Below are 22,019 nucleotides of genomic sequence, written 5' to 3' on the forward strand. Positions count from 1 at the left end.
CGCGGTCAGCGCTGTCGGCGCAAGACGACATAGAGCGCGCCGTCACCCCCGTGGCGGCGGTGCGCCTTGCGGATGGCAGCGATGTTTTCGCCGTGGCCGCTCGCCGCCAGCCAGTCGAGGATCTTGGCCCGGATCGCGCCGCGCCGGGTCGCGCGGTCGGCCGCATCGACCGGGCGCGGGCGCCCCGTCACCACCAGCACCACCCGCGCGCCTACGCTGCGCGCCTGCTCCATCCCGCCCATCAGTCGGGTGTAGGCAGCGTCCAGACCGTGATCGTGCAGGTCGAGCGTGAGGTCGGGCATGATCTCGCCCGATTTGAGGCGGCGGTCCCAGTGGGAATCGAGATTGCCGGGAGTGGGGACGCGGCGAGCCATCGGCGGCAGCGGCGCTTCCGGCGCTGACACCCGAGTGGGAAATCGCTGCGGCTTGGGAGAGGGCGCTGGCACGGATCGCTTGGGTAAAGGCTGTTCCGCCCCCGCTTTGGCTGTCGAGCCGGACAGCGGCTCGACCGTCGCGGCGAGTTTCTCCCACGCGGCGGCTTCCGCATCGCTCAGACCTCGCGGATGGTTCACTGCCCCGGCTGGGCGCGCTTGAGGCGGTCGACCACCCCTTTTGGTAGCAACACCAGCGCGGTTCCGCTGCTGGACATGCTGCCGGCAATCTCGCGCGCGTCGCCGCCGTTACCCCAGAAGGTGTCGAACCGGTTCGCGCCCTTGATCGCGCCGCCGGTATCCTGCGCAATCCACAGGCCGTCGGCGACATTGCGATCCATGTCGAGGAAAACGGGCGCGCCGTAGGGCACGAAACGCGGATCGACCGCGACGCTGCTCTCGCGCCGCACCGGGACGCCGATCGAGCCGAGCGGACCGTCGGTGGTGAGTTCGCGGAAAAATATCCAGCTTTCGTTGAGCCGCATGAGCTCCGACGCGCGGTCGGGATTGGCGCGGAGCCAGTCGACGATGCCCTGCATGCTGACCGCGTATGGCGTGCCGTCGCCGATCAGCCCCTGTTCGCGCATCGGGCGGCCGATCGCGGTATAGCCGTGTCCGTTCTGTCCGGCATAGCCGATCCGCATCAGCGAACCGTCGGGCAGTCGCAGCAGGCCCGAACCCTGGATCTGCAGGAAGAACATCTCGATCGGATCCTTGGCCCAGGCGATTTCCAGGCCGCGCCCCGCGAGCGCGCCCTCCTCGATCTCTGCGCGGGTGTAGTACGGCACGTGATCGCCATTGGCATCGGTGCGCCCGAGCGGGGCGCGGCCGGTGCGCTCGCTGGCCGGCATGTCGCGCGGCCAGGCGCGCACGAGATCGTCCGGCACGCGATAGACCGGCACATCGTATCCGGGCCGCCTGGTCCGGCTGCCTTCGATTTCGGGCTCGAAATAGCCGGTCGCGAATGCCGAGCCGTCGCCGACCCGCGCGGTTTCGAAGTGTTCGATGAAGAACTCGCGCCCGCGCGTGGCGGACCAAGTGCGCGCCGCCGCGCAGGCCGGTGCCCAGTCGGCAGGGAAGGTCAGACCGCTACGGTCCTCCTTGCGCGTCGCCCAGTCGCAACTTTCGCGAAAGGCGGAGAGCGCGAAATTGGCATCCGTGGTGGTAATCGGCAGTGCGCCTACGCTGGGGCCGCGAACGACATTGGCGAAGGCGGCGCTTTCGACAGAGACGGTCGGCGGAGGCTGCTCTATGACGGGGCTGGGCGGCTTGCTCTCGGGGATGACCGAACAGCCGGCCAGTACTGCAAGGGCGCTTGCCAAGGCTGCGACAACAATCCCGCGACGCATGCCCCGCTCCCTCATATCGATCCGGCGCTTAGCCTTCGTCGGTTTCGTCGAGCACCCAATCGGGCCCGGCGGCATCGACATTGCGGCTGAAGGTCCAGATGTCGCGGCTTTCGATCGCATCGTCGAGCGAACCGGCGATGACGTTTCCGTCCTTGTCGCGGGTAACCGCAGCGATGTCCGCCACGAAGCGAACGGTGACACGCGCGGTGCGGCCATCCATCTCGGCATCGCGGATCACCGCGTCCTCGATCCGGATCAATGTGTTGTCGAGCGCTTCGCCCGCTTCCTCGCGCGCGTCGATAGCGCCGGCAAAACTCGCGTAGACATCGTCGTCGCAAAGTTCGCGCAGAGTTTCCTTGTCACCCTTCCAGTACGCTTCGAGGACCATCCCGTAGGCGCCCTTGGCCCCTTCGAGGAAGGACGAGACATCGAAACCGCGGTCGGCGGCGGCAATGGCACGCACGCCCTGCTCGACCGACGGGTGCAGGTTCGGATTGGGCTGCAGTTCGACCACCTGCGTGGCCGGTTTGGGCGCGGCCTGCTGCGGCTGGTCGCCCGCATCGTAGCGATTCGGGATCACTTCCTCTTCCTGCTCGGCCCGCTGGCCCAGCACGGAGTACAGCCGCATGCCCAGAAAGGCAGCAATCATGGCAAGGATGACAATCTCGAAAATCACGTGTGGTTTCACCTTTTCTGCGCTGCGGAAATAGCATATTTCGCAGCGCGCGTCTCATGCTTAACGCCCTAACTTACATAGGGGTCCATTACAAATTCACAACACGGAGCCGGTCCTTCGATCCAGCCGGTTCGTCGCAACCCGTCCAGCGGCGTTGCGGCAAGCCCCGCACGGTGCTAGGCGCGCGCCCTGACACGGCACATGGGTTGCCTCACCTATTCACGCAAGACAGACGAAAGACGTATCATCATGGCCGACGAAGGCGACGTTCTCACCGATCTCGACATGGATCCGGCAGCTGGCGGCAACGGCGCGGACAACCGCCCCACCGCCGGTTTCATCACCCAGTATATCAAGGACATGTCGGTCGAAAACCCGAACGCGCCGGGCGTCTACCAGTGGCAGGAACAGCCGCAGATCGACCTGCAGTTCAATATCGGCGCCAATGCCGTGAACGAGGAAGTCACCGAGGTCGAGCTCAAGATCAATGTCGAAGCCAAGACCGACCAGGGCGCGCTCTACATCATCGAGCTCGTCTATGCCGGGCTCGTCGGCATCCGCAATCTGGGCGACGACCAGGCGCATATGTTCGTCTATGCCGAAGCGCCGCGGATCCTGTTCCCCTTCGCGCGCCGCGTCATTGCCGATGCCACGCGGGACTTGGGTTTCCAGCCGCTGATGCTCGACCCGATCGACTTCAACGGCCTCTACATGCAGCGCCTGCAGCAGAAAGCCGCCGAAGAAGCGCAAGGCGAAGGCGGCGAAACGCCTGCCGGCGACGCCTAGGCCCGATGCGCCTGCGGGCCTGACGCCATGAGCCTGCTCAAGAATGTCGGAACGATCGGCGGGCTAACGATGGTCAGCCGCATCGCCGGGATGGCGCGCGAGATGATTTTCTCGCGCGTGCTCGGCGCAAGCGACGTGACCGATGCGTGGTTTCAGGCCTTCATCATCCCGAACGTTTTCCGGCGCCTGTTTGCCGAGGGCGCGTTCTCTGCCGCTTTCGTGCCGATGTTTTCCAAGCGGCTGCACAAGCCGGAAGAGGAAGGTGGCGGCATGGAGGCGGCGCGCAGCTTCAGCGCCGATGTGCTGAGTGTGTTCCTGCCGGTGCTGATCGCACTGGTCGCGCTACTCGAGCTGGCCATGCCGGCGGTGATCTGGGTGCTGGCGGACAAGCCGGTCGATCCGCAGAATTTCGACATGGCGGTCGATTTCGCCCGCATCATGTTCCCCTACATCCTGCTCGTCAGCCTGGTGACGCTGTTCACCGGCATGCTCAATTCGGTTTCGCGCTTCGCGCCGGGGGCGAGCTTCCCGATCATCCTCAATGCGGTACTGATCGCTGCGCTGCTGATCGGCGAGCGCTTCATTGCCACGGGCGCGACGGTCGAGCAGGTCGCCTACGGCATCGCCTGGGCCGTCACCGGTGGCGGAGTGATCCAGTTGCTCTGGCTCTATTACTGGGTCCGCGTCGAAGGCTTCGAAGTGAAAATGCGCCTGCCGCGCCTGACGCCGGAAGTGAAGCGGCTGGGCATCATCGCGCTGCCCGCCGCGATCGGTGGCGGGGCCTACCAGATCAATACGCTGGTGCAGCTCTACTTCCTGAACCAGCTGGAAAGCGGCTCCGTCAGCTACATGAACTATGCCGACCGCCTCAACCAGTTGCCGCTCGGCATCATCGGTATCGCGCTGTCGACCGCGATCCTGCCGACGCTGTCGAAATTCGTCGGTAGCGAGAACCGCGAAGGGGCCGACCGGATCCAGTCCGACGCGATCGAGCTTTCCATGCTGCTCACGATCCCGGCGGCCGTCGCCCTGGCGATCTGCGCGACGCCCTTCGTGACCATGATTTTCCAGGGTGGCCGGTTCGACATCGCCGATGCCGAAGTGACCGGCAGCGTGCTGGCCGCGCTGGTCATGGGCCTTCCCGCCTATGTGCTGGTCAAGGTGCTGGTGCCCAATTTCTACGCCCGGGCCGATACGAGGACGCCGGTCTATGCTGCCTTTATCTCGCTCGGTGTATTCGTCGCGTTCAACATGGCGTTCCTGCAGCGATACGGCGTCATCGGCGTCGCTTTCGCCAGCGTGATCGGCGCGTGGATCAACGTGTGCTATCTCTACGTCGTCATGCGCCTGCGCGACCATTATCGCTTGCCGCTGGCGCTGCTGCTGAGAGTCGGCCGCCAGCTGGTCGCCGCCGCCGCGATGGGCGCAGCCTTGTTCTATACCCGCGACCTGCTCGAAGGCTTCTACGCCGCCGGACTGTTCGAGCGGCTCTTCGCGTTGGCGGGACTCGTCTTGTGCGCCGCCGTGGTCTATTTCGGCGTCGCCTACCTGATCGGCGCCGTCGACAAGCAGCGCCTCCTCTCCTTCACCAAGAAAAAGGCCGACTGATCCATGCGTGTCGTCTCGGGCATCCAGCCCACCGGTAATCTTCATCTCGGCAATTATCTCGGCGCGATCCGTAACTGGGTGAAGATGCAGGATGAGATGGGTGCCCCCGCTCAAGCAGCCGAAGGCGGTAGCGCAGAAGAAGCCAGCGAGTGCCTTTTCTTCCTCGCCGATTTGCACGCCATCTCGCAGCCACACGATCCGGCGGAACTGCGCCGGAACACGCTGGAGATGGCGGCCGCCCTGGTCGCTTGCGGGATCGATCCCGACAGATCGGTGATGTTCAACCAGGCCCAGGTCCCGGCGCATGCGGAGTTGCAGTGGCTGCTGATGGGCACCGGACGCATGGGTTGGCTCAACCGGATGACGCAGTGGAAGGACAAGGCGGGCAAAAACCGCGAAGGCCAGTCCGTCGCGCTGTTCGCCTATCCGGTGCTGCAGGCCGCCGATGTGCTGCTCTACCAAGCGACGCACGTACCCGTGGGCGAAGACCAGAAGCAGCATCTGGAGCTGGCCCGCGACATCGCGCAGAAATTCAACAACGATTTCGCGTCCGAAGATGCACCGGTTTTCACCCTGCCCGATCCCTACATTCCGCCGCAGGCCGCGCGGATCATGAGCCTGCGCGACGGTTCGGCCAAGATGAGCAAATCCGATCTCTCCGAAATGAGCCGCATCAACCTGACCGATGATGCCGATACGATCATGAAGAAGGTCAAGAAGGCCAAAACCGATCCCGAGCCGCTGCCGAGCGAGGCCGAGGGTCTCGCGGATCGCCCCGAGGCGCTCAATCTCGTGACGATCTATGCTGCGCTGGCCGAAAGCACTGTCGATAGTGTGCTCGGCGATTTCGGCGGCGAGGGCTTCGGAAAGTTCAAGCCGGCGCTGGGTGAATTGATGGTCGAAACGCTGGCACCGACTTCCGCGCGCTTTACCGAGCTGCTGGAAGACCGCGAGGCTATCGAAGCGATCCTGGCGCGCGGCGCGGCCAAGGCTCGAGAACGCGGCCTGCCGACGCTCGATGCGACATACGAGGCGCTCGGGCTGCTGCGCGGCCCGCGCTAAGCCACTGTATTCGTGCGCATTCAACCTCGGTTCATAGCCGAATCGACATAGTTCGTGCATTGTTGCCCGGATGCGGGCCGCGTCCCCTTGCGGCTCGCCCGGACCCGAACTTACAAAAACAGGGCGCACCGATGACCGACCAACCGATTTTCAACCGCTTGCTCAAGGCCGTGGCCGCACCGCTAATGCTGGTCGGCCTTGCGGGCTGTGCGACGGCCTTCAACTCCGACGTGACCCGCTATTCGACCCAGCTCCCCGCACCGCAGGGGCAGACTTTCGCCGTGGTCGCCGACGATCCGTCGCTCGCGGGGGGTCTGGAGTTTTCGCAATATGCCGACCTCGTCGAGGAAGAGATGGCGAAGCTGGGCTATACCGAGGGCACGCCGGAGACCGCCAACCTGCTCGTCCGCTTCGACTACGGCGTAGACAATGGCCGCGAGCGTGTGCGGACGACCGGGTTCTACGACCCGTTCTATCGCCCATGGTACGGCTTCTACCCACGCAGCCGCCTGTTCTATCGCAGCCGCCTGCACCCTGCGCGTTTCCATGGCGCATGGGGTTACGGCTTCTACGATCCGTGGTTCGGCGGGCCTGAGGTGCGGAGCTACACCGTCTACACCAGCGGGATCGACATGAAGATCGACGACCGCACCAGCGGTGAGCGCCTGTTCGAAGGCAAGGCCGAGGCTTTGTCGACCAGCAATCGCCTGCAATATCTCGTTCCGAACCTTGTCGAAGCGATGTTCACCGATTTCCCCGGCAATTCGGGCGAAACGCTGCGCATCTCGATCAAGCCGGAAGAGACCAGGGTCCGCCGGATCAATTGATCGACCGCTCCCGGTGACGCGAAAAGGCGGGTCTGCACAGGCAGGCTCGCCTTTTTCGTATGCATGTCATATGTTTGTCGGTGAGGAGTGAGTGATGACTACCATCCAGGCAGCCCCCAATCCGGCACAGCTATGGCGCAAGACCTATTGGCTCTTCGCCTTGCTCCTGCTCGCCACCCCGCTGGTGGCCATGCAGTTTACCTCCGAAGTGTTCTGGACGGCGAGCGATTTTCTTGTCTTCGGCGTGATGCTCGCGATCCTCGGGCTGCTGCTCGAAGGCGCGGCAAGGATCGGCAAGACCATCCGCGCTCGCAGCCTCTTGATGGCCGGCGCAGTGTTCGCTTTCCTGCTGGTCTGGGCCGAACTCGCAGTCGGGATTTTCGGCTGAAGCGCTAGAGCTCGGCGTGTCCGCCGGTAGAACCGAAGCCGCCCGCCCCGCGCTCCGTCGCATCGAGGTCGTCGACTTCTTGCCATGTCGCGCGCGTAACCGGCGCGATGACCAGCTGCGCGATACGGTCGCCGCGATGGATGGCGAAGGGTTCGCTGCCGTGGTTGATCAGGATTGCTTTCAGCTCGCCCCGATAATCGCTGTCAATCGTGCCCGGCGTGTTGGGCACGGTGATGCCGTGCTTGAGCGCAAGGCCCGAGCGCGGACGGACCTGGATTTCAAAGCCCGGCGGAATCGCCATCGCGAGGCCGGTCGAGACCGCATGGCGCGCACCCGGTGCGAGGGTAATGTCTTCGGCCGAGACCACGTCCATTCCTGCCGCACCATCGGTGGCGTATTCGGGGAGCGGCAAGCCATGGCCGTTCGGCAGGCGTTTCAACTGCACGGGGACTTCGTGCGCGCTACCGCCTGCGGCCACTTGAGCGCTTGTGTCAGTCATCCTCGTGCACTTTCTCCAGCGCCTCGGCCATCCGTTCGACCAGTGCATAGGCGACCTGATCCTTGGGCATTTCCGGCAGGTCCTCCACTCCGCGCGACGTGACGATGTGCACATCGTTGAGATCGCCGCCCATGACATCGCCCGACACATCGTTGGCCACGATCCAGTCCGCGCCCTTGCGCTTGCGCTTGGACCGGGCATTCTCGATCACGTCCTGCGTTTCAGCGGCAAAGCCGATCACCAGCGTTGGCCGCTTCTTGCCCGCTGACAGGTTGGTGAGAATGTCGGGGTTCTCTTCCAGCAGCAGCGCCGGTGGGGCGGAGCCGCGTTTTTTCATCTTCTGGTCGGCGAAGTCCTTGGTGCGCCAGTCGGCGACGGCTGCAACCATCACAGCGATATCGGCAGGCAAGGCATTGCGCACTTCGTCCGCCATTTCCCGCGCGCTTTCGACATTGATGCGGTCGACCCCGCGCGGCGTTTGCAAATGGACCGGTCCTGCTACCAGCGTGACCCGCGCACCGGCTGCGGCAGCGGCGGCGGCAATGGCAAAGCCCTGCTTTCCGCTCGACCGGTTGGCGATATAGCGCACCGGGTCGATCGGTTCATGCGTCGGCCCGGCGGTGACGAGCACGTGCTTGCCGAATAGTGGACGGTGTTCCGGCTCGGTGTCGAAAGCGGGTTGCCCGTCGAGCGGATTCCCTTCCAGCGGCTCTTCCTCGACTAGCGGGCCGTCCTCGTCGATCGGCTCCGGCTTTTGTGCCCCGGTGCCGGTTGCTACCGTGTGATTTATCGCCTCGGCATCGGTCGGCGGGGCGGAATTGGCCTTGCCCTTGGTGGCAAGGAGCGGGCCCGCACCGGCAATCGGCGCATCGTCTGTCGCGCCTTGGTTCGCCTCCTCTTCCTCGGCGACTTCCGTGTCCGGTTCGGTTTCGAACTCTTCTGGCTCTTCCCACTGCGCTTCGATTTCTTCGACGCTGCGCTTGGGTGTTGTGCGCGGAATGATCGAGGACAGAAGGCCGCCGAGCATACCCCTGCTCTCCGGCTCCGGCTCGGGCTCCGGTTCCAAAACTTCGATTTCCGGCACCGGGGCGAGCGCCGCAGGTTCTTTCTCTTCCACCGCCTCGGCGCCGAACATCTCGGCCATGGCGTTCCAGATCGCTTCCGGCTCGCGCAAACGTCCGGGGCCGAATTCGCCGCAGGCCATCGCGCCTTCATCGGGATCGATCACATGCACGCCCGCCGCGCGCAGGCGTTCGACATTCATCTGCGTGGCATCGTGCTGCCACATCTTCACGTTCATCGCAGGCGCAACCATCACCGGCTTGTCGGTCGCAAGCAGCAGCGTAGTCGCGAGATCGTCGGCGATCCCGGCAGCCATCTTGGCAAGCATATTGGCCGTCGCCGGGCACACCACCACCAGGTCCGCCTCGCGGCTGAGCTGGATATGGCCCATCTCGACCTCGTTCCTGAGATCCCACAGCGTCGTATGCACCTCGTTCTCGCTGAGGGCAGCTAGCGCCATGGGGGTCACGAACTTCGCCCCGCCTCCGGTCAGCACGCACGTGACCGAGCCCCCCTGCTTGCGGATCAGGCGCACGAGTTCGCACGACTTGTACGCCGCGATACCGCCTCCGATGACGAGCAGGATCTTCGGCCCCGCTTCGCTCGCCATAGTTTTCCCCTTCATGCAGCCTTGCCTAACCGCTCGCAGCCTAGCCGCGCGCGCAATCGCGCGAAAGTCCTCCTAGGTAATGGTTACGATTTGCCTAGCGAAGCGTGGTTACCGCGCCTAGGCTAACCCACGAAAACGGGTTGGACGCGAGAAGGGGATTGTGATGCGGCTGGTTATAACGGCGCTTCTGTTCGTCGGGGGATTGTTCTTCCTGTTCACCGGAACGGGGTTCCTGCTCGATCCCTCCGTCACCGGTGCCGACTTCGGTCTGGAAGCGAACGGCGCGCGCGGCCTGTCCTCGCTCCGCGCGGACCTGACCGCCTTCTTCTGGGTCGGGGGCGGCTGCATGATCTGGGGCGCGTGGAAGCGCAACGGCGATCCGCTGATCGCCAGCGCGGCCCTTTTCGCCATCGCCTTGCTGGGGCGTGCGGTGTCCATGATCGCCGATGGTCCATACGAGGGCTGGTGGCTGCCCATGGCGGTCGAGGCGATCACGGTGATAGTGTGTCTCGTCGGCTGGCAGATGCTGCCGCACCACGATCTGACCCAAGAAGGATGAATTAGCTTTCACCAGGGCAATTTGCGGATCGTGCCGCCAAGCTGTATTGTCCGTCCATCGATCGCCGGATGAAGTGCCTCCGCGAAAGCTGCGAGGCAGGGTGGGAGGCGGTATGAATCGCAGATATCTCAAAATCTTGCTGGTATCGGCAGTTGGGCTACTGTGCGCGTCATGTGCTGAGACCGAAGACTCTGCTGAAGAATACACGGACAGCATGTCTGCCGACGCGGAGGCTATGGAAGATGCGGCAGAAGCCGTCGAAGATGCAATGGACGATGGTGGTTTCGCCGAGGCTGATGCCGGAATGGAAGAGGCCGCAGCGGACGCCGGCGAAGATACTGCGTATGATGCGCTTCCGCCGGACATTGCCGTATCCGACGATGCGTCCGACCAGCCCGTCGTGAGGCGGGTAGCGAGGCGTGCTCCGGCATCGATCGACCCGTCGAACCGTCGGACGGTTCGCACTGACAGGCCCGAGTCCGACAGCAATGGCGAGGCCTTGGCCAGTCCGGACCCCGAACTGCGCAGGTCCGAAGCGCCTGTCACCCATGCTCCGCAACCTTCCGAAAACGCCGGAGACGACGCCGAAGAGCCGGACGCCGGGTACGCTCTGCTTGCTGCCAAGCCCGAGATGGAGGTGGACGAACGCTATCCGGTCAAATTGCTCGTCGGCGAGAAAGAACGTCTCGAGGACATGTCTGCGGCTGCGCAATCCATCGGCGACATGACTCAAAGCGGTGAGCTCGAGCTGGCCCCCTACATCTGCGGCATCCTCACCGCGCCCGGGTTCGTCGTGGAGGAGGAGATGCGCCAATGCCAGGATCGGGGTCGCTCGCCCGAAGTGAGCTTCACCTGGCATGTCGCCCCGAACACCGACAGGCCGCTGACGCTGCAGGCCAAGGCCATCACCTACGACACCGAAGGCGGGCGACCGATCGACCAGCGCGACAGCGAGACCTTGCAGATTGCAGTCAATGCGAGCGGGTTCACCAAGTTCAATATCTGGGTGCGCGAGATGACGGAAAGCGTGGGCGGGCTGCGCATCCTGCTACTGGCGATACTGGCAATGCTTGGCGTCGTTTCGGCGATCGTGTGGCGGCTCAAGACGATGGGCAGCAAACCCGACGACGGCGCGCTGCGACCGCCCCCGGAAAGCTAACCGATCCAGCCGAGCGCGAATGCCCCTGCGATAGTCGCTGCACCGAGCGCCGCGCTGAGGACATAACCGAGCCAGCCGCGCCCTTCGCGCTGGCGGCGTTCCCACACCAGTTCGATATCGGGCAGCGGCTGCGGCTCGGGCGCGCCGCCCTTGGGCGGATATGTTTCTTCGATCCGGCGCACGAGGTCCGGCAGGCGCAGCAGGGTCGAAACGTTTTCCTTGAGCGAATCCGCCAACGCGGCTTCGGGGCCCAGCTCGTCGCGGATCCAGCTGCGGACATAGGGAGCGCTGACATCCCACATATTGATCTGAGGATTGAGCTGAGTGGCGATACCTTCGACCATTACCATGGTCTTCTGCAGCAGCAGAAGGTGCGGCTGGGTCGCCATGTCGAAATCGCGCGTGATGGCGAACAGCCCGTCGAGCATCTGGCCGACGCTCAACTCGCTCACCGGTTTGCCGCGCATCGGCTCGCCCACGGCGCGCAAGGCGGTCGCGAACTCGCCGACCGAATGATAGCTCGGCACATACTGCGCTTCGAAATGGATTTCGGCGACGCGTTGGTAATTGCCCGTGGTCAGGCCGTAGAGGATTTCCGCCAGCCATTGCCGCGCGCGGCGGTCGATCCGGCCCATGATGCCGAAATCGATCGCCACGATGGTGCCGTCCGGCTCCACGAACAGGTTTCCCTGATGCATATCGGCGTGGAAGAATCCACCGCTGATCGCCTGGTGGAGGAAAGCGAGCACCAGCCGTTCGGCCACCTCCTCCAGGTCGTGGCCCGCCGCGATCAACTCGTCGCGCTTGGAAATCTTGATCCCGTCGATCCATTCGACCGTCATCACCCGGCCGTTGGTACGGTCCCAGTCGATGGCTGGGATGCGATAGCCGTGAAAGCCGCTCATCGCATCGGCGAGCTCGCTGGCCGATGCCGCTTCACGCCGCAGATCGAGCTCCGAATTGGTCCAGCGCTTGAAATTGGCGATGGTCTGGCGCGGACGCAGCCGCGCGGCCTCGCCGCCCATCGCCTCGACATGCGCGGCAGCCCATTCGTAGGTCTGAATATCGCGGGCGAATTGCTCGCGAATGCCGGGGCGCAAGACCTTGAGCGCCACCTCGCTTCCCTCCGCGGTGACCGCACGATGGACCTGCGCAATCGACGCGGCGCCGACGGGAACGGGATCGATATCGCTGAACAATGTGTCGAGCGGCTGTTCGAAAGTCGCCGCAACGGCCGCCTCGATCCGCTCGAACGGGATCGGCGGCAGATCATCCTGCAAGGTGAGCAGGTTGTGCGCCGCCTCTTCGCCGACCAGATCCGGCCGCGTCGCCAGCGATTGACCGAGCTTGATGGCCGCTGGACCGATATCGCGGAACGCCCCGGCATAGTCCGGCGTCGCCGGTGGAAATGTTCCGAGGCGCGCCAGTCTTGCCAGCCGCTTGACGGGTGCAGGCGTATTTGGGTCGCGCTCGATCCCGCGCAGCGCCCCATGCTTGGCGGCAGTGCGGCCCCATTTGAGGAGCCGCCAGATATGGGTGACGGGACGCGTCATGGGAGCGCGTCAGATCTTCCAGCCGGAATGAATGTTCACGGCGCCGCCCAGAATTTTCTCCACGCGCGTGTTTGCGAATCCTGCCGCCCGGATCATCGCTTCGAATTCCGCCGGCTTGGGGAAGCGACGGATCGACTCGGCGAGATAGCGATAGCTATCCTCGTCATCGGCGATCGCCTTGCCGATCTTCGGCATGACCTCATGCGAGTAGAGGTCGTAGATTTCCTTGAAGCCCGGCCACTCCGTGGTGCTGAATTCCATACAATAGAAGCGCCCGCCGTGCTTGAGCACGCGGTGCGCCTCGCGCAGCGCCTTGTCGATATGGGTCACGTTGCGGATGCCGAAAACGATGGTGTAGGCATCGAACTGCCGGTCGAGATAGTCGAGCTGCTCGGCGTTCTGGCACGACCAGACGAGGCCGGTCAGCCCCTTATCCATCGCGCGTTCGACGCCGATGTCGAGCATGTCCTGGTTGATGTCGGCCACGGTGACCTCCGCCCCGCGCGCGGCCATGCGGAAAGCGATATCGCCCGTGCCGCCCGCCATGTCGAGCACCGCTTCGCCCGGTTGCGGCTTGACCCGGCGCACGAAGCGATCCTTCCACAGCCGGTGCATGCCGCCCGACATGGCGTCGTTCATGATGTCGTATTTCGCCGCGACATTGGAGAAGACCGCGCCCACGCGCTCGGTCTTTTCTTCGGGGGCTACCTCTTCATAGCCGAAGGATACGGTATCGGTCATCGCGTGCGGCCTTAGAGGCAATTGCTACCCCGGCAAAGGGTGTTAGGAGGTTCGGCAATGCCTGAGTTACCTGAAGTCGAAACAACGGTTCGCGGGCTCGCGCGGTTCCTCCAAGGCGAGCGGATCACCCGCACCGTCACCAACAGGCCCGACATGCGTTTTCCCTTCCCCGATGGTCTGGGGCAGGCGCTCACCGGTGCGACCGTCGTTTCGCTCGGGCGGCGAGCCAAATACGGGCTGATCCATACCGACAGAGACCAGACGATGATCTTCCATCTCGGGATGAGCGGGCGGTGGAGGATCGATCCGGACGAAACCGACAAGCACGATCACCTGCTGATCGAAACGGCGGATCATCGCTTCGCGCTCTGCGATCCGCGCCGTTTCGGCTGGGTCGACCTGGTCGGTACACAGGCGCTCGATCAATGGCCGGGCTTCGCCGCAATGGGGCCGGAGCCGCTCGGCGATGCGCTGACAATCGAGCATCTCCGTGCCGCGCTCTCCGGACGCAAGCAGGCGATCAAGCTTTGCCTGCTCGACCAAGCGATCGTGGCGGGCCTCGGCAATATCTATGTCTGCGAAGCGCTCTGGCACGCGCGCATTCATCCTCGCAAGGCCGGCGGGCGAGTCTCGAAACAGGCGCTTTCTCTCTTGATCACCGCGATCCGCGACGTGCTCGAACAATCGATCCGCGACGGTGGCTCGAGCCTGCGCGACTATGCCCAGCCCGATGGCGAACTCGGCTATTTCGCTACCCGCTTCCAAGTCTATGGCCGCGACGGCCAGCCCTGCCACCGCGACGACGGCGGCACGATCCGCCGCTTCGCTCAAGGCGGCCGCAGCACGTGGTATTGTCCGCGCTGCCAACGTTAGCCTTCCGCACCAACATCCATGGGAGCGTCCTCGCTAGACGTGCAGCAAGCTGCGGCCGCTGCGGGCGAGCGCCTCGGTCAAGCTACCGCCTGACGGCTACTTGAGCCCACGCCCTTGCCGAGCCCCCCGGCCCTGGTTGCCGCGCGCCGAAGTCTAGCCAGAGCGCGACTGCGCGACCGGAGGGGTGGCGCCGAAGGCGTCGGGGCCCCGGAGGATAGCCTAAGCCGACGGATGTCGGCGCCGGCGCCTGAGGCAAAACAAACATTGACGATTCGGGTCCCCCCGCCTATGTGCGCCGCTTTCCGGCGGACCTCCGCCGTTTTCTGAAATACCAGACAGACAGCGCCCGGTCGTATCGGGCGGACACGAGATAGCGAGAGTTTAGAACGACTATGGCCAATTCGCCGCAAGCCAAGAAGCGCATCCGCCGCAATGATCGTCGCGCGGAAGTCAACACCGCCCGCATGAGCCGCATCCGCTCCTTCGTGAAGAAGGTCGAGACAGCTGTTGCCGAAGGCGACAAGAAGGCAGCCGAAGCTGCGCTGAAGGAAGCCCAGCCCGAAATGGCTCGCGGTGTTGCGCGCGGCGTGATTCACAAGAATACGGCCGCGCGGAAGTTCTCGCGCCTGACTAAGCGGGTTGCATCGCTCTAAAAATCGGCGGCCGAGAGGCCTCTCTCCCGATCACTTATCCACCGGGCTGGCGCTTAGATGTGCCGGCCCGTTTTGCTATGTCACCGATCTGACATCCAGCGCGCGACTTAAGCCTTGGAATTCCTGCGATTCGCGTCGTGCTGCAGTGCAAAAATCATGTTTTACAATTGCTTAAACGCAAGGCTGCGGCTTTCATCGAGTCAAGAAATTTATTTCAAATTTATTGCGTTATCCCCCCTTGCACAGAATCGGCTGGAGGGATTTATATGGCCCCCACGCCGAGGGACGGGACAGACCTCAGCACACGCAAATCGATCCGAGAGGGGGGCAGTCCGACCGTACAGGTTTCGGGCCACGGCGAAGCCTTGCCTGTCGAAACGGGGAAGCCATGGGCCACTTGGGGAGGCCCGACAAGAAAGCGGGAATACGATGGCGAGGACGGATGGCCGTGCGGGAGCGGCGAAGCGCAATAAGAAAGAAGATTTGATGGAAGATCTCGAAGCGGTGAACCTGGCGGCGGATTGGGCAGATATCAGTCAGGGCCTGCGAAAGGATCTCGGTCACCAATTGCACAGCCAGTGGATCAAACCGATCCAACTCGGCGCTTTCGACGACGAGACGGGCACGCTCGACCTGTTCTTGCCGACGGAGTTTTCCGCCAACTGGGTCAAGGATCGCTTCGCCGATCGCCTGACGCTGGCGTGGAAGATCGCCCGCGGCAATATCCGCAACGTCAACATCCAGGTCCATCCGGGCCGCCGCAAGGTTCCCGACATCGCGCTTGGCGACGGTCGTCGTCCGGCCAACGATGGCGGCGACATGGGGATCATGGTCAATGGCCCTGGCGTCATCAACGATGCCGGGTTCACTTCGTCGGTCGGCCTCGACGCTTCGCTGACATTCGCAGCCTTCATTACGGGTGAGACCAACATCCTCGCCTGCAATGCCGCGCAGCGCATGGCCGCGACCGAGCAGCCGCAGTTCAGCCCGCTCTACATCAAGGCCGGCACGGGTCAGGGCAAGACCCACCTGCTGCACGCGATCGGGCACCAGTATCTCGCTTCGCATCCACGAGCGCGCATCTTCTATTGCAGCGCCGAGCGCTTCATGGTCGAGTTCGTCCAGGCGCTCAAAGCCAACCAGATGATCGAGTTCAAGGCGCGGCTGCGCAGCTTCGACCTGCTGCTGGTGGACGATATTCAGTTCATCATCGGCAAGGCCAGCGCCCAAGAAGAACTGCTCTACACGATCGACCACCTGCTGGCCGAAGGCAAGCGACTGGTCTTCGCCGCCGACCGGGCGCCGCAGGCCCTGGACGGTGTCGAACCGCGCCTGCTCTCGCGCCTGTCGATGGGCCTCGTCGCCGATATCCAGGCCGCCGATATCGAGCTTCGTAAGAAAATCCTCGAAAGCAAGCTGACGCGCTTTGCACCGCTCGACGTGCCGGAGGACGTGATCGAGTTCCTCGCCCGCACCATCACACGTAATGTTCGCGAACTGGTCGGGGGCCTGAACAAGCTGATCGCCTATGCCCAGCTGACCGGGCAGGTCGTATCGCTCCAGCTCGCCGAAGAGCAGCTGACCGATATCCTCTCGGCCAACCGTCGCCGCATCACCATCGACGAGATTCAACGCACGGTGTGCCAGTTCTATCGCATCGACCGCAGCGAAATGTCGTCCAAGCGCCGCGCCCGCGCCGTCGTGCGCCCGCGCCAGGTGGCGATGTATCTCTCCAAGGTGCTGACGCCGCGCAGCTATCCGGAAATCGGGCGCAAGTTCGGCGGCCGCGATCATTCGACGGTTATCCACGCCGTGCGGCTGATCGAAGACCTGCGCCAGCGCGATGCCGATATGGATGGCGATGTCCGCAGCCTGCTGCGGCAATTGGAGAGCTGACCTCTCGACTGGTCGTCTCGAAGGTGCTCGACGACCGCTCGAGACGAACGGTCGTTCCTAAAGTCGTCCGTTCGTCTCGAGCAGCTATCGAGCAAGCGGCATAGCCGCGCCGTCGAGATGGCGTGTCGAGAGAGTTCTCGACAGCCAGTGCGCATTCCGTCAACAGCTTCTCCATGAGCCTGTCCCCCGAGAGACTGGAGCGCTTCGCCCGCCATATCGTACTGCCTGAGATTGGCGGTGCGGGACAGGCGGCATTGATCGACAAGCACATCGTCCTTGTGGGCCTCGGCGGCATCGGTTCGCCAGCGCTGCAATATCTTGCAGGCGCGGGGATCGGGCGGCTGACGCTGGTCGATAGCGACACCGTCGACGCCAGCAACCTCCAGCGCCAGACGCTCTTTTCGGAGCGCGATGTCGGCCACGGCAAAGCTGTATCGGCGCGTCGCTGGGTGCAGAATTTCGACCGCTCGCTGCGGGTGACCATCAGCGACAAGCGGATCACCGCCGATAATGCGCCTGACCTGATGACCTCCGCCGATCTCGTGCTCGACGGGACGGACAACTTCGCCACACGCCTCGCGGTCTCCGATGCCTGCGTCGCTGCGCAAGTACCGCTCCTCACCGCCGCGGTGGGGCGTTTCCAAGGCCAGGTCGCGGCCTTTGCCGGGCATCTGCCCAACCAGCCCTGCTACCGCTGCTTCGTCGGCGATGCCTTCGATGCCGAGGATTGCGACACCTGCGCCGAAGACGGCGTGCTCGGCGCAATGGTCGGCTGGGTCGGGACCTTCGCCGCCATGCAGGCCGTGCGGGTGCTGCTGGCGGGTGTGAGCCGCTTCGGCGACCCGCAATGGGGCAAGCTGCAGTTGATGGATGGCCTCAAGCCGGGGATGCGGGCGATTGCAATCCCGAAGGATCCGGGGTGTAAGGGATGCGGCGAGGGACGTTAAATCCGCGGCAGGACTGTGTCCGGTCGTCGCTTCATAGCTCGCACATCGCACTTAGCATCAGGCCAAAGCTGAACCCGGTACTCATCTTCGCCGTCGAGACCGTCGTCTGACAGGCTATCGAGCCCTCGATAGCTCACAAGTGCCCTATAGCTTCCGGGGCTTACCTGTAAGCGCTTGGCGTCAGGTAGATAGTCAGTGCAGCCGAGAGCAACTATCTCGCCGCTGGGAACGTTGAAAGAAGCCTCGATAACCTGTTCCCAAACCTCGAAATCGGGTCTTGGTCGTCCGGACAATAGTTCGAGAGAGACCGGAACCGTCATATTCCGCGCCGTACCGATGGCTATCAGGTTTTCTGCGATCGCCAACATTCGGTCCGACGCTTTGTTATTCCAGATGTCCGATGTGTCAGTGCGGAACTTCCCGTCCGCAATGTAGACTTGGAAAAAGTCTGCAAACAAATCCAATTTCACCAGACGACTCACCCCAACACCTCCCCCACCCATTCCGGCACCAATTCCCCCGCCGACCCCAGTCGCGACTCATGAAACCAATGCGAGCCCTCGCTGCGCTCCAAATTCAGCTCCAGCGTCTGCACGCCAAGATTGCGGGCGTCCTGCACGAACCCCGCCGCCGGATAGACCGCGCCGGAGGTACCGATGCTAACGAACAGGTCCGCCTCGCGAATGGCGCGGTAGATGCGGTCCATCTGGTAGGGCATCTCGCCGAACCACACCACGTCGGGGCGCAGGCTCGGCGCCTGACATACCGGGCACGCCGGGCGGTCGGACAGAGTCGCATCCCAAGGCGAGCGCATCTCGCAGGCGAGGCACAGCGCGCTCTTCAGCTCGCCATGCATGTGCAGCACGCGCTTCGCCCCGGCCCGCTCATGCAGGTCGTCGACATTCTGCGTGACGATCAGCAACTCGCCCCCGAACTCCGCATCGAGCCGCGCGAGTGCGTCGTGCGCCGGATTGGGCTGCACCTTTCCGAGAGCCTCGCGCCGCATGTCGTAGAAGTTCAGCACCAGCTCCGGGCTGCGGGTAAAGCCTTCGGGCGTCGCGACGTCCTCGACATTGTGCTGCTCCCACAATCCCCCTGCGCTGCGGAAGGTATCGATGCCGCTCTCTGCGGATATCCCGGCCCCGGTAAGGATGACGATGTTGCGGATTTCTTGGGTCAAACCCCACCTCCGTTCGCCCTGAGCTTGTCGAAGGGCTGTCTTTTCTTCTAGCTCAGGGCATGAAGGAAGTGCGGGGCTTCGACAAGCTCAGCCCGAACGGGGAAGCGACGTGGCGAGAATAGGCATCATCGGCAGCGCAGGGCGCATGGGCAAGGCGATCGCGGAGGTGCTGGCCGATACCGGCCACGATCTCGGCGGCGGGGTCGATGCCGGCGGCGATGTCGCTAGCCTCGCCGACAAGAGCGAAGTGCTGGTCGACTTCTCCGCGCCGGGCGCGCTGCAGGGCAATCTTCACGCCGCCATCGGCGCAGGCATCCCGCTGGTGATCGGCACAACCGGGCTCGGCGAGAGCCACCACACCGCGATCAACAACGCCGCACGCGCCGTGCCGATCCTGCAGACGGGCAACACATCGCTCGGCGTCACGCTGCTGGCGCATCTGGTGCGAGAAGCCGCGAGTAAGCTCGGCCCTGACTGGGATATCGAGATCGTCGAAATGCACCACCGCCACAAGGTCGATGCGCCGAGCGGCACGGCCCTGCTGCTCGGCGAAGCGGCGGCGCAGGGGCGTGGTATCGAGCTTGCCGACAACACCGAAAGCGGGCGGGACGGCCACACCGTGGAGCGGGCCGAGGGCGCAATCGGCTTCGCCGCGCTGCGTGGCGGCACAGTGGCGGGGGAGCACAGCGTCATCCTCGCCGGCGAGCAGGAGCGCCTGACGTTCTCGCACAGCGCCGAGAACCGCCTGATCTTCGCTCGCGGTGCGGTGAAGGCGGCGGAGTGGCTGATCGGCAAGCAGGCCGGTCGCTATGCGATGGCGGACGTGCTGGGGCTCTGAGCAAGCTGCCATGACCAAGGACCAGATTTTCGAATTCTTCCGGCGGCTGGCGGAAGACAATCCCGAGCCGGAGACCGAGCTGGAATATGGCAATTGCTACCAGCTGGTGGTGGCCGTCGCGCTCTCCGCGCAGGCGACCGATGTGGGGGTCAACAAGGCCACCCGCGCGCTGTTTGCGAAGGTCGAAACGCCCGCACAAATGATTGAACTCGGCCTCGACGGGCTGATCGAGCACATCAAGACCATCGGCCTGTTCAATTCCAAGGCCAAAAACGTGATCGCGCTGAGCCAGTTGCTGATCGACGATTATGGCGGCGAGGTGCCGGACACGCGCGAGGACCTCGTGCGGCTGCCGGGAGTGGGCCGCAAGACCGCCAATGTGGTCTTGAACTGCTGGTTCAGGCAGGAAACCTTCGCGGTCGACACCCATATCCTCAGGGTCGGCAACCGCACCGGCCTCGCCAAGGGCAAGACGCCCGAGCAGGTCGAGGCGAAGCTGGAAAAGCGCGTCCCCCAGCCCTTCCGCCTGCATGCGCATCACTGGCTGATCCTGCATGGCCGCTATGTTTGCAAGGCGCGAACGCCGGAGTGCTGGCGGTGCAAGGTCGTGGATTTGTGCAGCTACCGGAAGAAGGTGCTGGAGAAGCCGAAGGGGCGTTAGGCGAGTCTGGCTACGATTCTTGCGATTTCGGGCTTGGTATATTGCTCAATCGGATCGAGCTCGTCAGTTTTGGGCGGCCACTCACCTGCATCGAATGCCTCATGAACCTCCCAAAAAAGGGACGGCCAGCTACCTTCCGGAACCTGTTCGTGCCGGAACATCAGCGTAGAATTCAGATCGTTGGCTAGCGAGTCGCCAAATTCATAACTCACCTCGTTTGCATGATATTTTTTGGCCAGCTCCGCTCCAATAAGATCAAGGCAGCTGAGCCAATCGACATCGAGCTGCCCGGCCCAGCGATCCACGTCTTCTTCACTCGCAAACGTGTATCCTTCCTTATCAACTCGTGCATCCAACTCTTCGAAAATCGCAAGAATGTTGGGAGGTGAAGAGCTCTCCATAGGTTCGGCCTAAACATCATCCGCCGAGATCATTTCCTCGCGGTCGATCTCGCCCGTCATCACCGCCACCGTCGTCGCCACTGCCGCATCGCCCGAAACATTCGTTGTAGTGCGCATCATGTCCATTATCCGGTCCACACCGGCGACGAAAGCGATGGTTTCGAGCGGCACGCCGACTGCGCCGAAGACCAGCGCCATCATGATCAGGCCCGCGCCCGGTATGCCCGCCGCGCCGATCGCGCCGAGCGTGGCGAGGATCGAGATCAGGAAATAGTCGCCCATGCTGAGGTCGACGCCGAAGATTTGCGCGCCGAACAGGGTGGCGAGGCCGAGATACATCGCGGTGCCGTTCATGTTCACCGTCGCGCCCAGGGCGATCACGAAGCTGGCGACCGAATTGGACACGCCCAAGTTGCGCTCGGCGCAGCGTAGGGTCACCGGCAGCGTCGCGTTGGAGCTGGCGGTGGAATAGCTCACCGCCATCGCGTCGATGATGCCGCGGAAGAAATGCCGCACCGGCAGGCGGGCGAGGAATTTTATCATCGCCGAATACATCACGAAGATGATCAGCAGGCAGCCGAGATAATTGAGCGCGACGAGCTGCGCCAAGCTGACCAACGCGTCCAGCCCCAGCGTGCCCGCGACCCACGCCATCAGCGCGAAAACGCCGAACGGGGTGAGCTCCATCACCACCATCGTGACCTTCTGCATGATGACCGCGCCGCTATCGAACACGCGCTGGACGGGTTCGCCGTCCTTCTCCGCCATCAGGATGCCGGCGCCGATCAGCAACGAAAAGACGATCAGCGGCAGCACCGCGACGTCCGCCATCACCTGCACCGGGCTTTCCGGCACGATGGAGAGGATCATGTCGACGAAGGTGGTTTCATTCGGCTCCGGCACGTCGCCCATCTCGATCGCGCTGGTATCGACTCCGCTGCCGGGCGCGAAAAAGGTGCCGAGGCCCAGCCCCATCCACACCGCGATCTGGCCCGTGACGACGAACAGGATCATCGCCCGTCCGCCGACCGCACCCAGCTTGCGCAAGTCGCCGATGGCGGCGACCCCGCTGACCAGGCTGAAGAAGATCAGCGGCACGACCAGCATCTTGATCGCCTTGATGAAAAAGTCGCCGATCCACTTGATGCTCTCCGCATCCGGCCCCCAGGCCCAGCCGGTCAGCACGCCCAGGATGAGCGCGGTGATGACCCGCTGCCACAGCGGAATTGCGAACCAGGTGCGAAGCATGCGGTGAGACCC

Annotated in this window: 24 protein-coding genes; 13 read left to right on the top strand and 11 right to left on the bottom strand. The window is 63.8% G+C overall.

Features of this window, described 5'->3' with window-relative positions; translation table 11 throughout:
* Window positions 1-5 precede the first annotated feature (5 nt).
* Genes EL2594_RS10350 through EL2594_RS10360 form a run of 3 tightly spaced genes read right to left on the bottom strand, consistent with a single transcriptional unit; the run spans window position 6 to window position 2,456 of the window.
* The gene (locus EL2594_RS10350; RefSeq protein ID WP_011415016.1) at window positions 6-572 is read right to left on the bottom strand and encodes a Smr/MutS family protein; all 567 of its coding nucleotides are present in this window, start codon (window positions 570-572) and stop codon (window positions 6-8) included.
* Window positions 569-1,780, bottom strand: coding sequence for a murein transglycosylase A (locus EL2594_RS10355; protein WP_011415017.1), 1,212 nt, complete (start codon window positions 1,778-1,780; stop codon window positions 569-571). Before EL2594_RS10355 ends, EL2594_RS10350 begins: the two co-directional genes overlap by 4 nt.
* Before the next feature lie 28 nt (window positions 1,781-1,808).
* Window positions 1,809-2,456, bottom strand: a complete 648-nt coding sequence (locus EL2594_RS10360; protein WP_011415018.1) for a Tim44/TimA family putative adaptor protein — start codon at window positions 2,454-2,456, stop codon at window positions 1,809-1,811.
* Between the two features lie 249 nt (window positions 2,457-2,705).
* Here EL2594_RS10360 and secB point away from each other — a divergent pair, with 249 nt between their 5' ends.
* The 5 genes from secB (at window position 2,706) to EL2594_RS10385 (ending at window position 7,127) form a co-directional block, all read left to right on the top strand.
* Complete coding sequence (gene secB / locus EL2594_RS10365; RefSeq protein WP_041685265.1) at window positions 2,706-3,242, top strand: protein-export chaperone SecB; 537 nt, start codon at window positions 2,706-2,708, stop codon at window positions 3,240-3,242.
* A 27-nt stretch (window positions 3,243-3,269) separates the two neighbouring features.
* On the top strand, window positions 3,270-4,850 hold the full coding sequence (gene murJ, locus EL2594_RS10370) for a murein biosynthesis integral membrane protein MurJ (RefSeq protein ID WP_011415020.1): 1,581 nt from the start codon (window positions 3,270-3,272) through the stop codon (window positions 4,848-4,850).
* Between the two features lie 3 nt (window positions 4,851-4,853).
* A complete protein-coding gene (trpS, locus tag EL2594_RS10375; RefSeq protein ID WP_011415021.1) occupies window positions 4,854-5,912 on the top strand; it encodes a tryptophan--tRNA ligase in 1,059 nt (352 codons plus the stop codon).
* Window positions 5,913-6,043: 131 nt separating this feature from the next.
* On the top strand, window positions 6,044-6,739 hold the full coding sequence (locus EL2594_RS10380) for a DUF4136 domain-containing protein (RefSeq protein WP_011415022.1): 696 nt from the start codon (window positions 6,044-6,046) through the stop codon (window positions 6,737-6,739).
* 94 nt (window positions 6,740-6,833) lie between these two features.
* Window positions 6,834-7,127 carry a hypothetical protein gene (locus EL2594_RS10385; protein ID WP_011415023.1) on the top strand — a complete coding sequence of 98 codons (294 nt, stop codon included), beginning with the start codon at window positions 6,834-6,836 and terminating at the stop codon, window positions 7,125-7,127.
* A 4-nt stretch (window positions 7,128-7,131) separates the two neighbouring features.
* Here the strand turns inward: EL2594_RS10385 and dut are convergent, their stop codons facing one another.
* Both dut and EL2594_RS10395 read right to left on the bottom strand, forming a co-directional pair.
* Entirely contained in the window at window positions 7,132-7,626 is a 495-nt protein-coding gene (dut, locus tag EL2594_RS10390; protein ID WP_049762488.1) for a dUTP diphosphatase, read from the bottom strand.
* Window positions 7,619-9,313, bottom strand: coding sequence for a bifunctional phosphopantothenoylcysteine decarboxylase/phosphopantothenate synthase (locus tag EL2594_RS10395; RefSeq protein WP_233994264.1), 1,695 nt, complete (start codon window positions 9,311-9,313; stop codon window positions 7,619-7,621). Before EL2594_RS10395 ends, dut begins: the two co-directional genes overlap by 8 nt.
* Before the next feature lie 148 nt (window positions 9,314-9,461).
* Between EL2594_RS10395 and EL2594_RS10400 the strand changes: the two genes are divergently transcribed.
* Together EL2594_RS10400 and EL2594_RS10405 are read left to right on the top strand one after the other, a co-directional pair.
* Window positions 9,462-9,857: a DUF4345 family protein gene (locus EL2594_RS10400; RefSeq protein WP_011415026.1), complete on the top strand. Its 396-nt coding sequence runs from the start codon at window positions 9,462-9,464 to the stop codon at window positions 9,855-9,857.
* A gap of 214 nt (window positions 9,858-10,071) precedes the next feature.
* On the top strand, window positions 10,072-11,016 hold the full coding sequence (locus EL2594_RS10405; protein WP_155806039.1) for a hypothetical protein: 945 nt from the start codon (window positions 10,072-10,074) through the stop codon (window positions 11,014-11,016).
* On the opposite strand, the gene ubiB is transcribed toward EL2594_RS10405, so the two are convergent.
* Complete coding sequence (ubiB, locus tag EL2594_RS10410; protein ID WP_011415028.1) at window positions 11,013-12,569, bottom strand: 2-polyprenylphenol 6-hydroxylase; 1,557 nt, start codon at window positions 12,567-12,569, stop codon at window positions 11,013-11,015. The genes EL2594_RS10405 and ubiB overlap by 4 nt on opposite strands.
* Window positions 12,570-12,578: 9 nt before the next feature.
* Complete coding sequence (locus EL2594_RS10415; RefSeq protein ID WP_011415029.1) at window positions 12,579-13,310, bottom strand: class I SAM-dependent methyltransferase; 732 nt, start codon at window positions 13,308-13,310, stop codon at window positions 12,579-12,581.
* Window positions 13,311-13,367: 57 nt separating this feature from the next.
* On the opposite strand from EL2594_RS10415, the gene mutM reads away from it, so the two are divergent.
* From mutM to EL2594_RS10435, 4 genes are all read left to right on the top strand, one after another.
* Entirely contained in the window at window positions 13,368-14,183 is an 816-nt protein-coding gene (mutM, locus tag EL2594_RS10420) for a bifunctional DNA-formamidopyrimidine glycosylase/DNA-(apurinic or apyrimidinic site) lyase (protein ID WP_011415030.1), read from the top strand.
* Window positions 14,184-14,575: 392 nt separating this feature from the next.
* On the top strand, window positions 14,576-14,836 hold the full coding sequence (gene rpsT, locus EL2594_RS10425; RefSeq protein WP_011415031.1) for a 30S ribosomal protein S20: 261 nt from the start codon (window positions 14,576-14,578) through the stop codon (window positions 14,834-14,836).
* Between the two features lie 429 nt (window positions 14,837-15,265).
* Entirely contained in the window at window positions 15,266-16,732 is a 1,467-nt protein-coding gene (gene dnaA, locus EL2594_RS10430) for a chromosomal replication initiator protein DnaA (protein WP_011415032.1), read from the top strand.
* A 173-nt stretch (window positions 16,733-16,905) separates the two neighbouring features.
* Window positions 16,906-17,679 carry a HesA/MoeB/ThiF family protein gene (locus EL2594_RS10435; protein WP_011415033.1) on the top strand — a complete coding sequence of 258 codons (774 nt, stop codon included), beginning with the start codon at window positions 16,906-16,908 and terminating at the stop codon, window positions 17,677-17,679.
* Here the strand turns inward: EL2594_RS10435 and EL2594_RS10440 are convergent.
* Both EL2594_RS10440 and EL2594_RS10445 read right to left on the bottom strand, forming a co-directional pair.
* On the bottom strand, window positions 17,676-18,161 hold the full coding sequence (locus EL2594_RS10440; RefSeq protein ID WP_155806040.1) for a hypothetical protein: 486 nt from the start codon (window positions 18,159-18,161) through the stop codon (window positions 17,676-17,678). The two genes, EL2594_RS10435 and EL2594_RS10440, sit on opposite strands and share 4 nt — an antisense overlap.
* The gene (locus EL2594_RS10445) at window positions 18,158-18,859 is read right to left on the bottom strand and encodes an NAD-dependent deacylase (RefSeq protein WP_011415035.1); all 702 of its coding nucleotides are present in this window, start codon (window positions 18,857-18,859) and stop codon (window positions 18,158-18,160) included. The genes EL2594_RS10440 and EL2594_RS10445 overlap by 4 nt, the downstream gene beginning before the upstream one ends.
* 109 nt (window positions 18,860-18,968) lie before the next feature.
* On the opposite strand from EL2594_RS10445, the gene dapB reads away from it, so the two are divergent.
* Window positions 18,969-19,697, top strand: coding sequence for a 4-hydroxy-tetrahydrodipicolinate reductase (dapB, locus tag EL2594_RS10450; protein WP_011415036.1), 729 nt, complete (start codon window positions 18,969-18,971; stop codon window positions 19,695-19,697).
* A gap of 10 nt (window positions 19,698-19,707) precedes the next feature.
* The gene (gene nth / locus EL2594_RS10455) at window positions 19,708-20,358 is read left to right on the top strand and encodes an endonuclease III (RefSeq protein WP_011415037.1); all 651 of its coding nucleotides are present in this window, start codon (window positions 19,708-19,710) and stop codon (window positions 20,356-20,358) included.
* Here nth and EL2594_RS10460 read toward each other — a convergent pair.
* Together EL2594_RS10460 and EL2594_RS10465 are read right to left on the bottom strand one after the other, a co-directional pair.
* The gene (locus tag EL2594_RS10460; protein WP_011415038.1) at window positions 20,355-20,759 is read right to left on the bottom strand and encodes a hypothetical protein; all 405 of its coding nucleotides are present in this window, start codon (window positions 20,757-20,759) and stop codon (window positions 20,355-20,357) included. The genes nth and EL2594_RS10460 overlap by 4 nt on opposite strands.
* A 9-nt stretch (window positions 20,760-20,768) precedes the next feature.
* Complete coding sequence (locus EL2594_RS10465) at window positions 20,769-22,007, bottom strand: dicarboxylate/amino acid:cation symporter (protein WP_011415039.1); 1,239 nt, start codon at window positions 22,005-22,007, stop codon at window positions 20,769-20,771.
* Window positions 22,008-22,019: the final 12 nt, after the last annotated feature.

The sequence above is a fragment of the Erythrobacter litoralis HTCC2594 genome (genome assembly GCF_000013005.1).
Lineage (GTDB): Bacteria > Pseudomonadota > Alphaproteobacteria > Sphingomonadales > Sphingomonadaceae > Parerythrobacter > Parerythrobacter litoralis_A.

Excerpts from the sequence above, each read along its gene's own strand:
- EL2594_RS10355 (WP_011415017.1), bottom strand. The coding sequence starts at position 1,780 with ATGCGTCGCGGGATTGTTGTCGCAGCCTTGGCAAGCGCCCTTGCAGTA.
- secB (WP_041685265.1), top strand. The coding sequence starts at position 2,706 with ATGGCCGACGAAGGCGACGTTCTCACCGATCTCGACATGGATCCGGCA.
- murJ (WP_011415020.1), top strand. The coding sequence starts at position 3,270 with ATGAGCCTGCTCAAGAATGTCGGAACGATCGGCGGGCTAACGATGGTC.
- trpS (WP_011415021.1), top strand. The coding sequence starts at position 4,854 with ATGCGTGTCGTCTCGGGCATCCAGCCCACCGGTAATCTTCATCTCGGC.
- EL2594_RS10380 (WP_011415022.1), top strand. The coding sequence starts at position 6,044 with ATGACCGACCAACCGATTTTCAACCGCTTGCTCAAGGCCGTGGCCGCA.
- EL2594_RS10385 (WP_011415023.1), top strand. The coding sequence starts at position 6,834 with ATGACTACCATCCAGGCAGCCCCCAATCCGGCACAGCTATGGCGCAAG.
- dut (WP_049762488.1), bottom strand. The coding sequence starts at position 7,626 with ATGACTGACACAAGCGCTCAAGTGGCCGCAGGCGGTAGCGCGCACGAA.
- EL2594_RS10395 (WP_233994264.1), bottom strand. The coding sequence starts at position 9,313 with ATGAAGGGGAAAACTATGGCGAGCGAAGCGGGGCCGAAGATCCTGCTC.
- EL2594_RS10400 (WP_011415026.1), top strand. The coding sequence starts at position 9,462 with ATGCGGCTGGTTATAACGGCGCTTCTGTTCGTCGGGGGATTGTTCTTC.
- EL2594_RS10405 (WP_155806039.1), top strand. The coding sequence starts at position 10,072 with ATGTCTGCCGACGCGGAGGCTATGGAAGATGCGGCAGAAGCCGTCGAA.
- ubiB (WP_011415028.1), bottom strand. The coding sequence starts at position 12,569 with ATGACGCGTCCCGTCACCCATATCTGGCGGCTCCTCAAATGGGGCCGC.
- EL2594_RS10415 (WP_011415029.1), bottom strand. The coding sequence starts at position 13,310 with ATGACCGATACCGTATCCTTCGGCTATGAAGAGGTAGCCCCCGAAGAA.
- mutM (WP_011415030.1), top strand. The coding sequence starts at position 13,368 with ATGCCTGAGTTACCTGAAGTCGAAACAACGGTTCGCGGGCTCGCGCGG.
- rpsT (WP_011415031.1), top strand. The coding sequence starts at position 14,576 with ATGGCCAATTCGCCGCAAGCCAAGAAGCGCATCCGCCGCAATGATCGT.
- dnaA (WP_011415032.1), top strand. The coding sequence starts at position 15,266 with ATGGCGAGGACGGATGGCCGTGCGGGAGCGGCGAAGCGCAATAAGAAA.
- EL2594_RS10435 (WP_011415033.1), top strand. The coding sequence starts at position 16,906 with ATGAGCCTGTCCCCCGAGAGACTGGAGCGCTTCGCCCGCCATATCGTA.
- nth (WP_011415037.1), top strand. The coding sequence starts at position 19,708 with ATGACCAAGGACCAGATTTTCGAATTCTTCCGGCGGCTGGCGGAAGAC.
- EL2594_RS10460 (WP_011415038.1), bottom strand. The coding sequence starts at position 20,759 with ATGGAGAGCTCTTCACCTCCCAACATTCTTGCGATTTTCGAAGAGTTG.
- EL2594_RS10465 (WP_011415039.1), bottom strand. The coding sequence starts at position 22,007 with ATGCTTCGCACCTGGTTCGCAATTCCGCTGTGGCAGCGGGTCATCACC.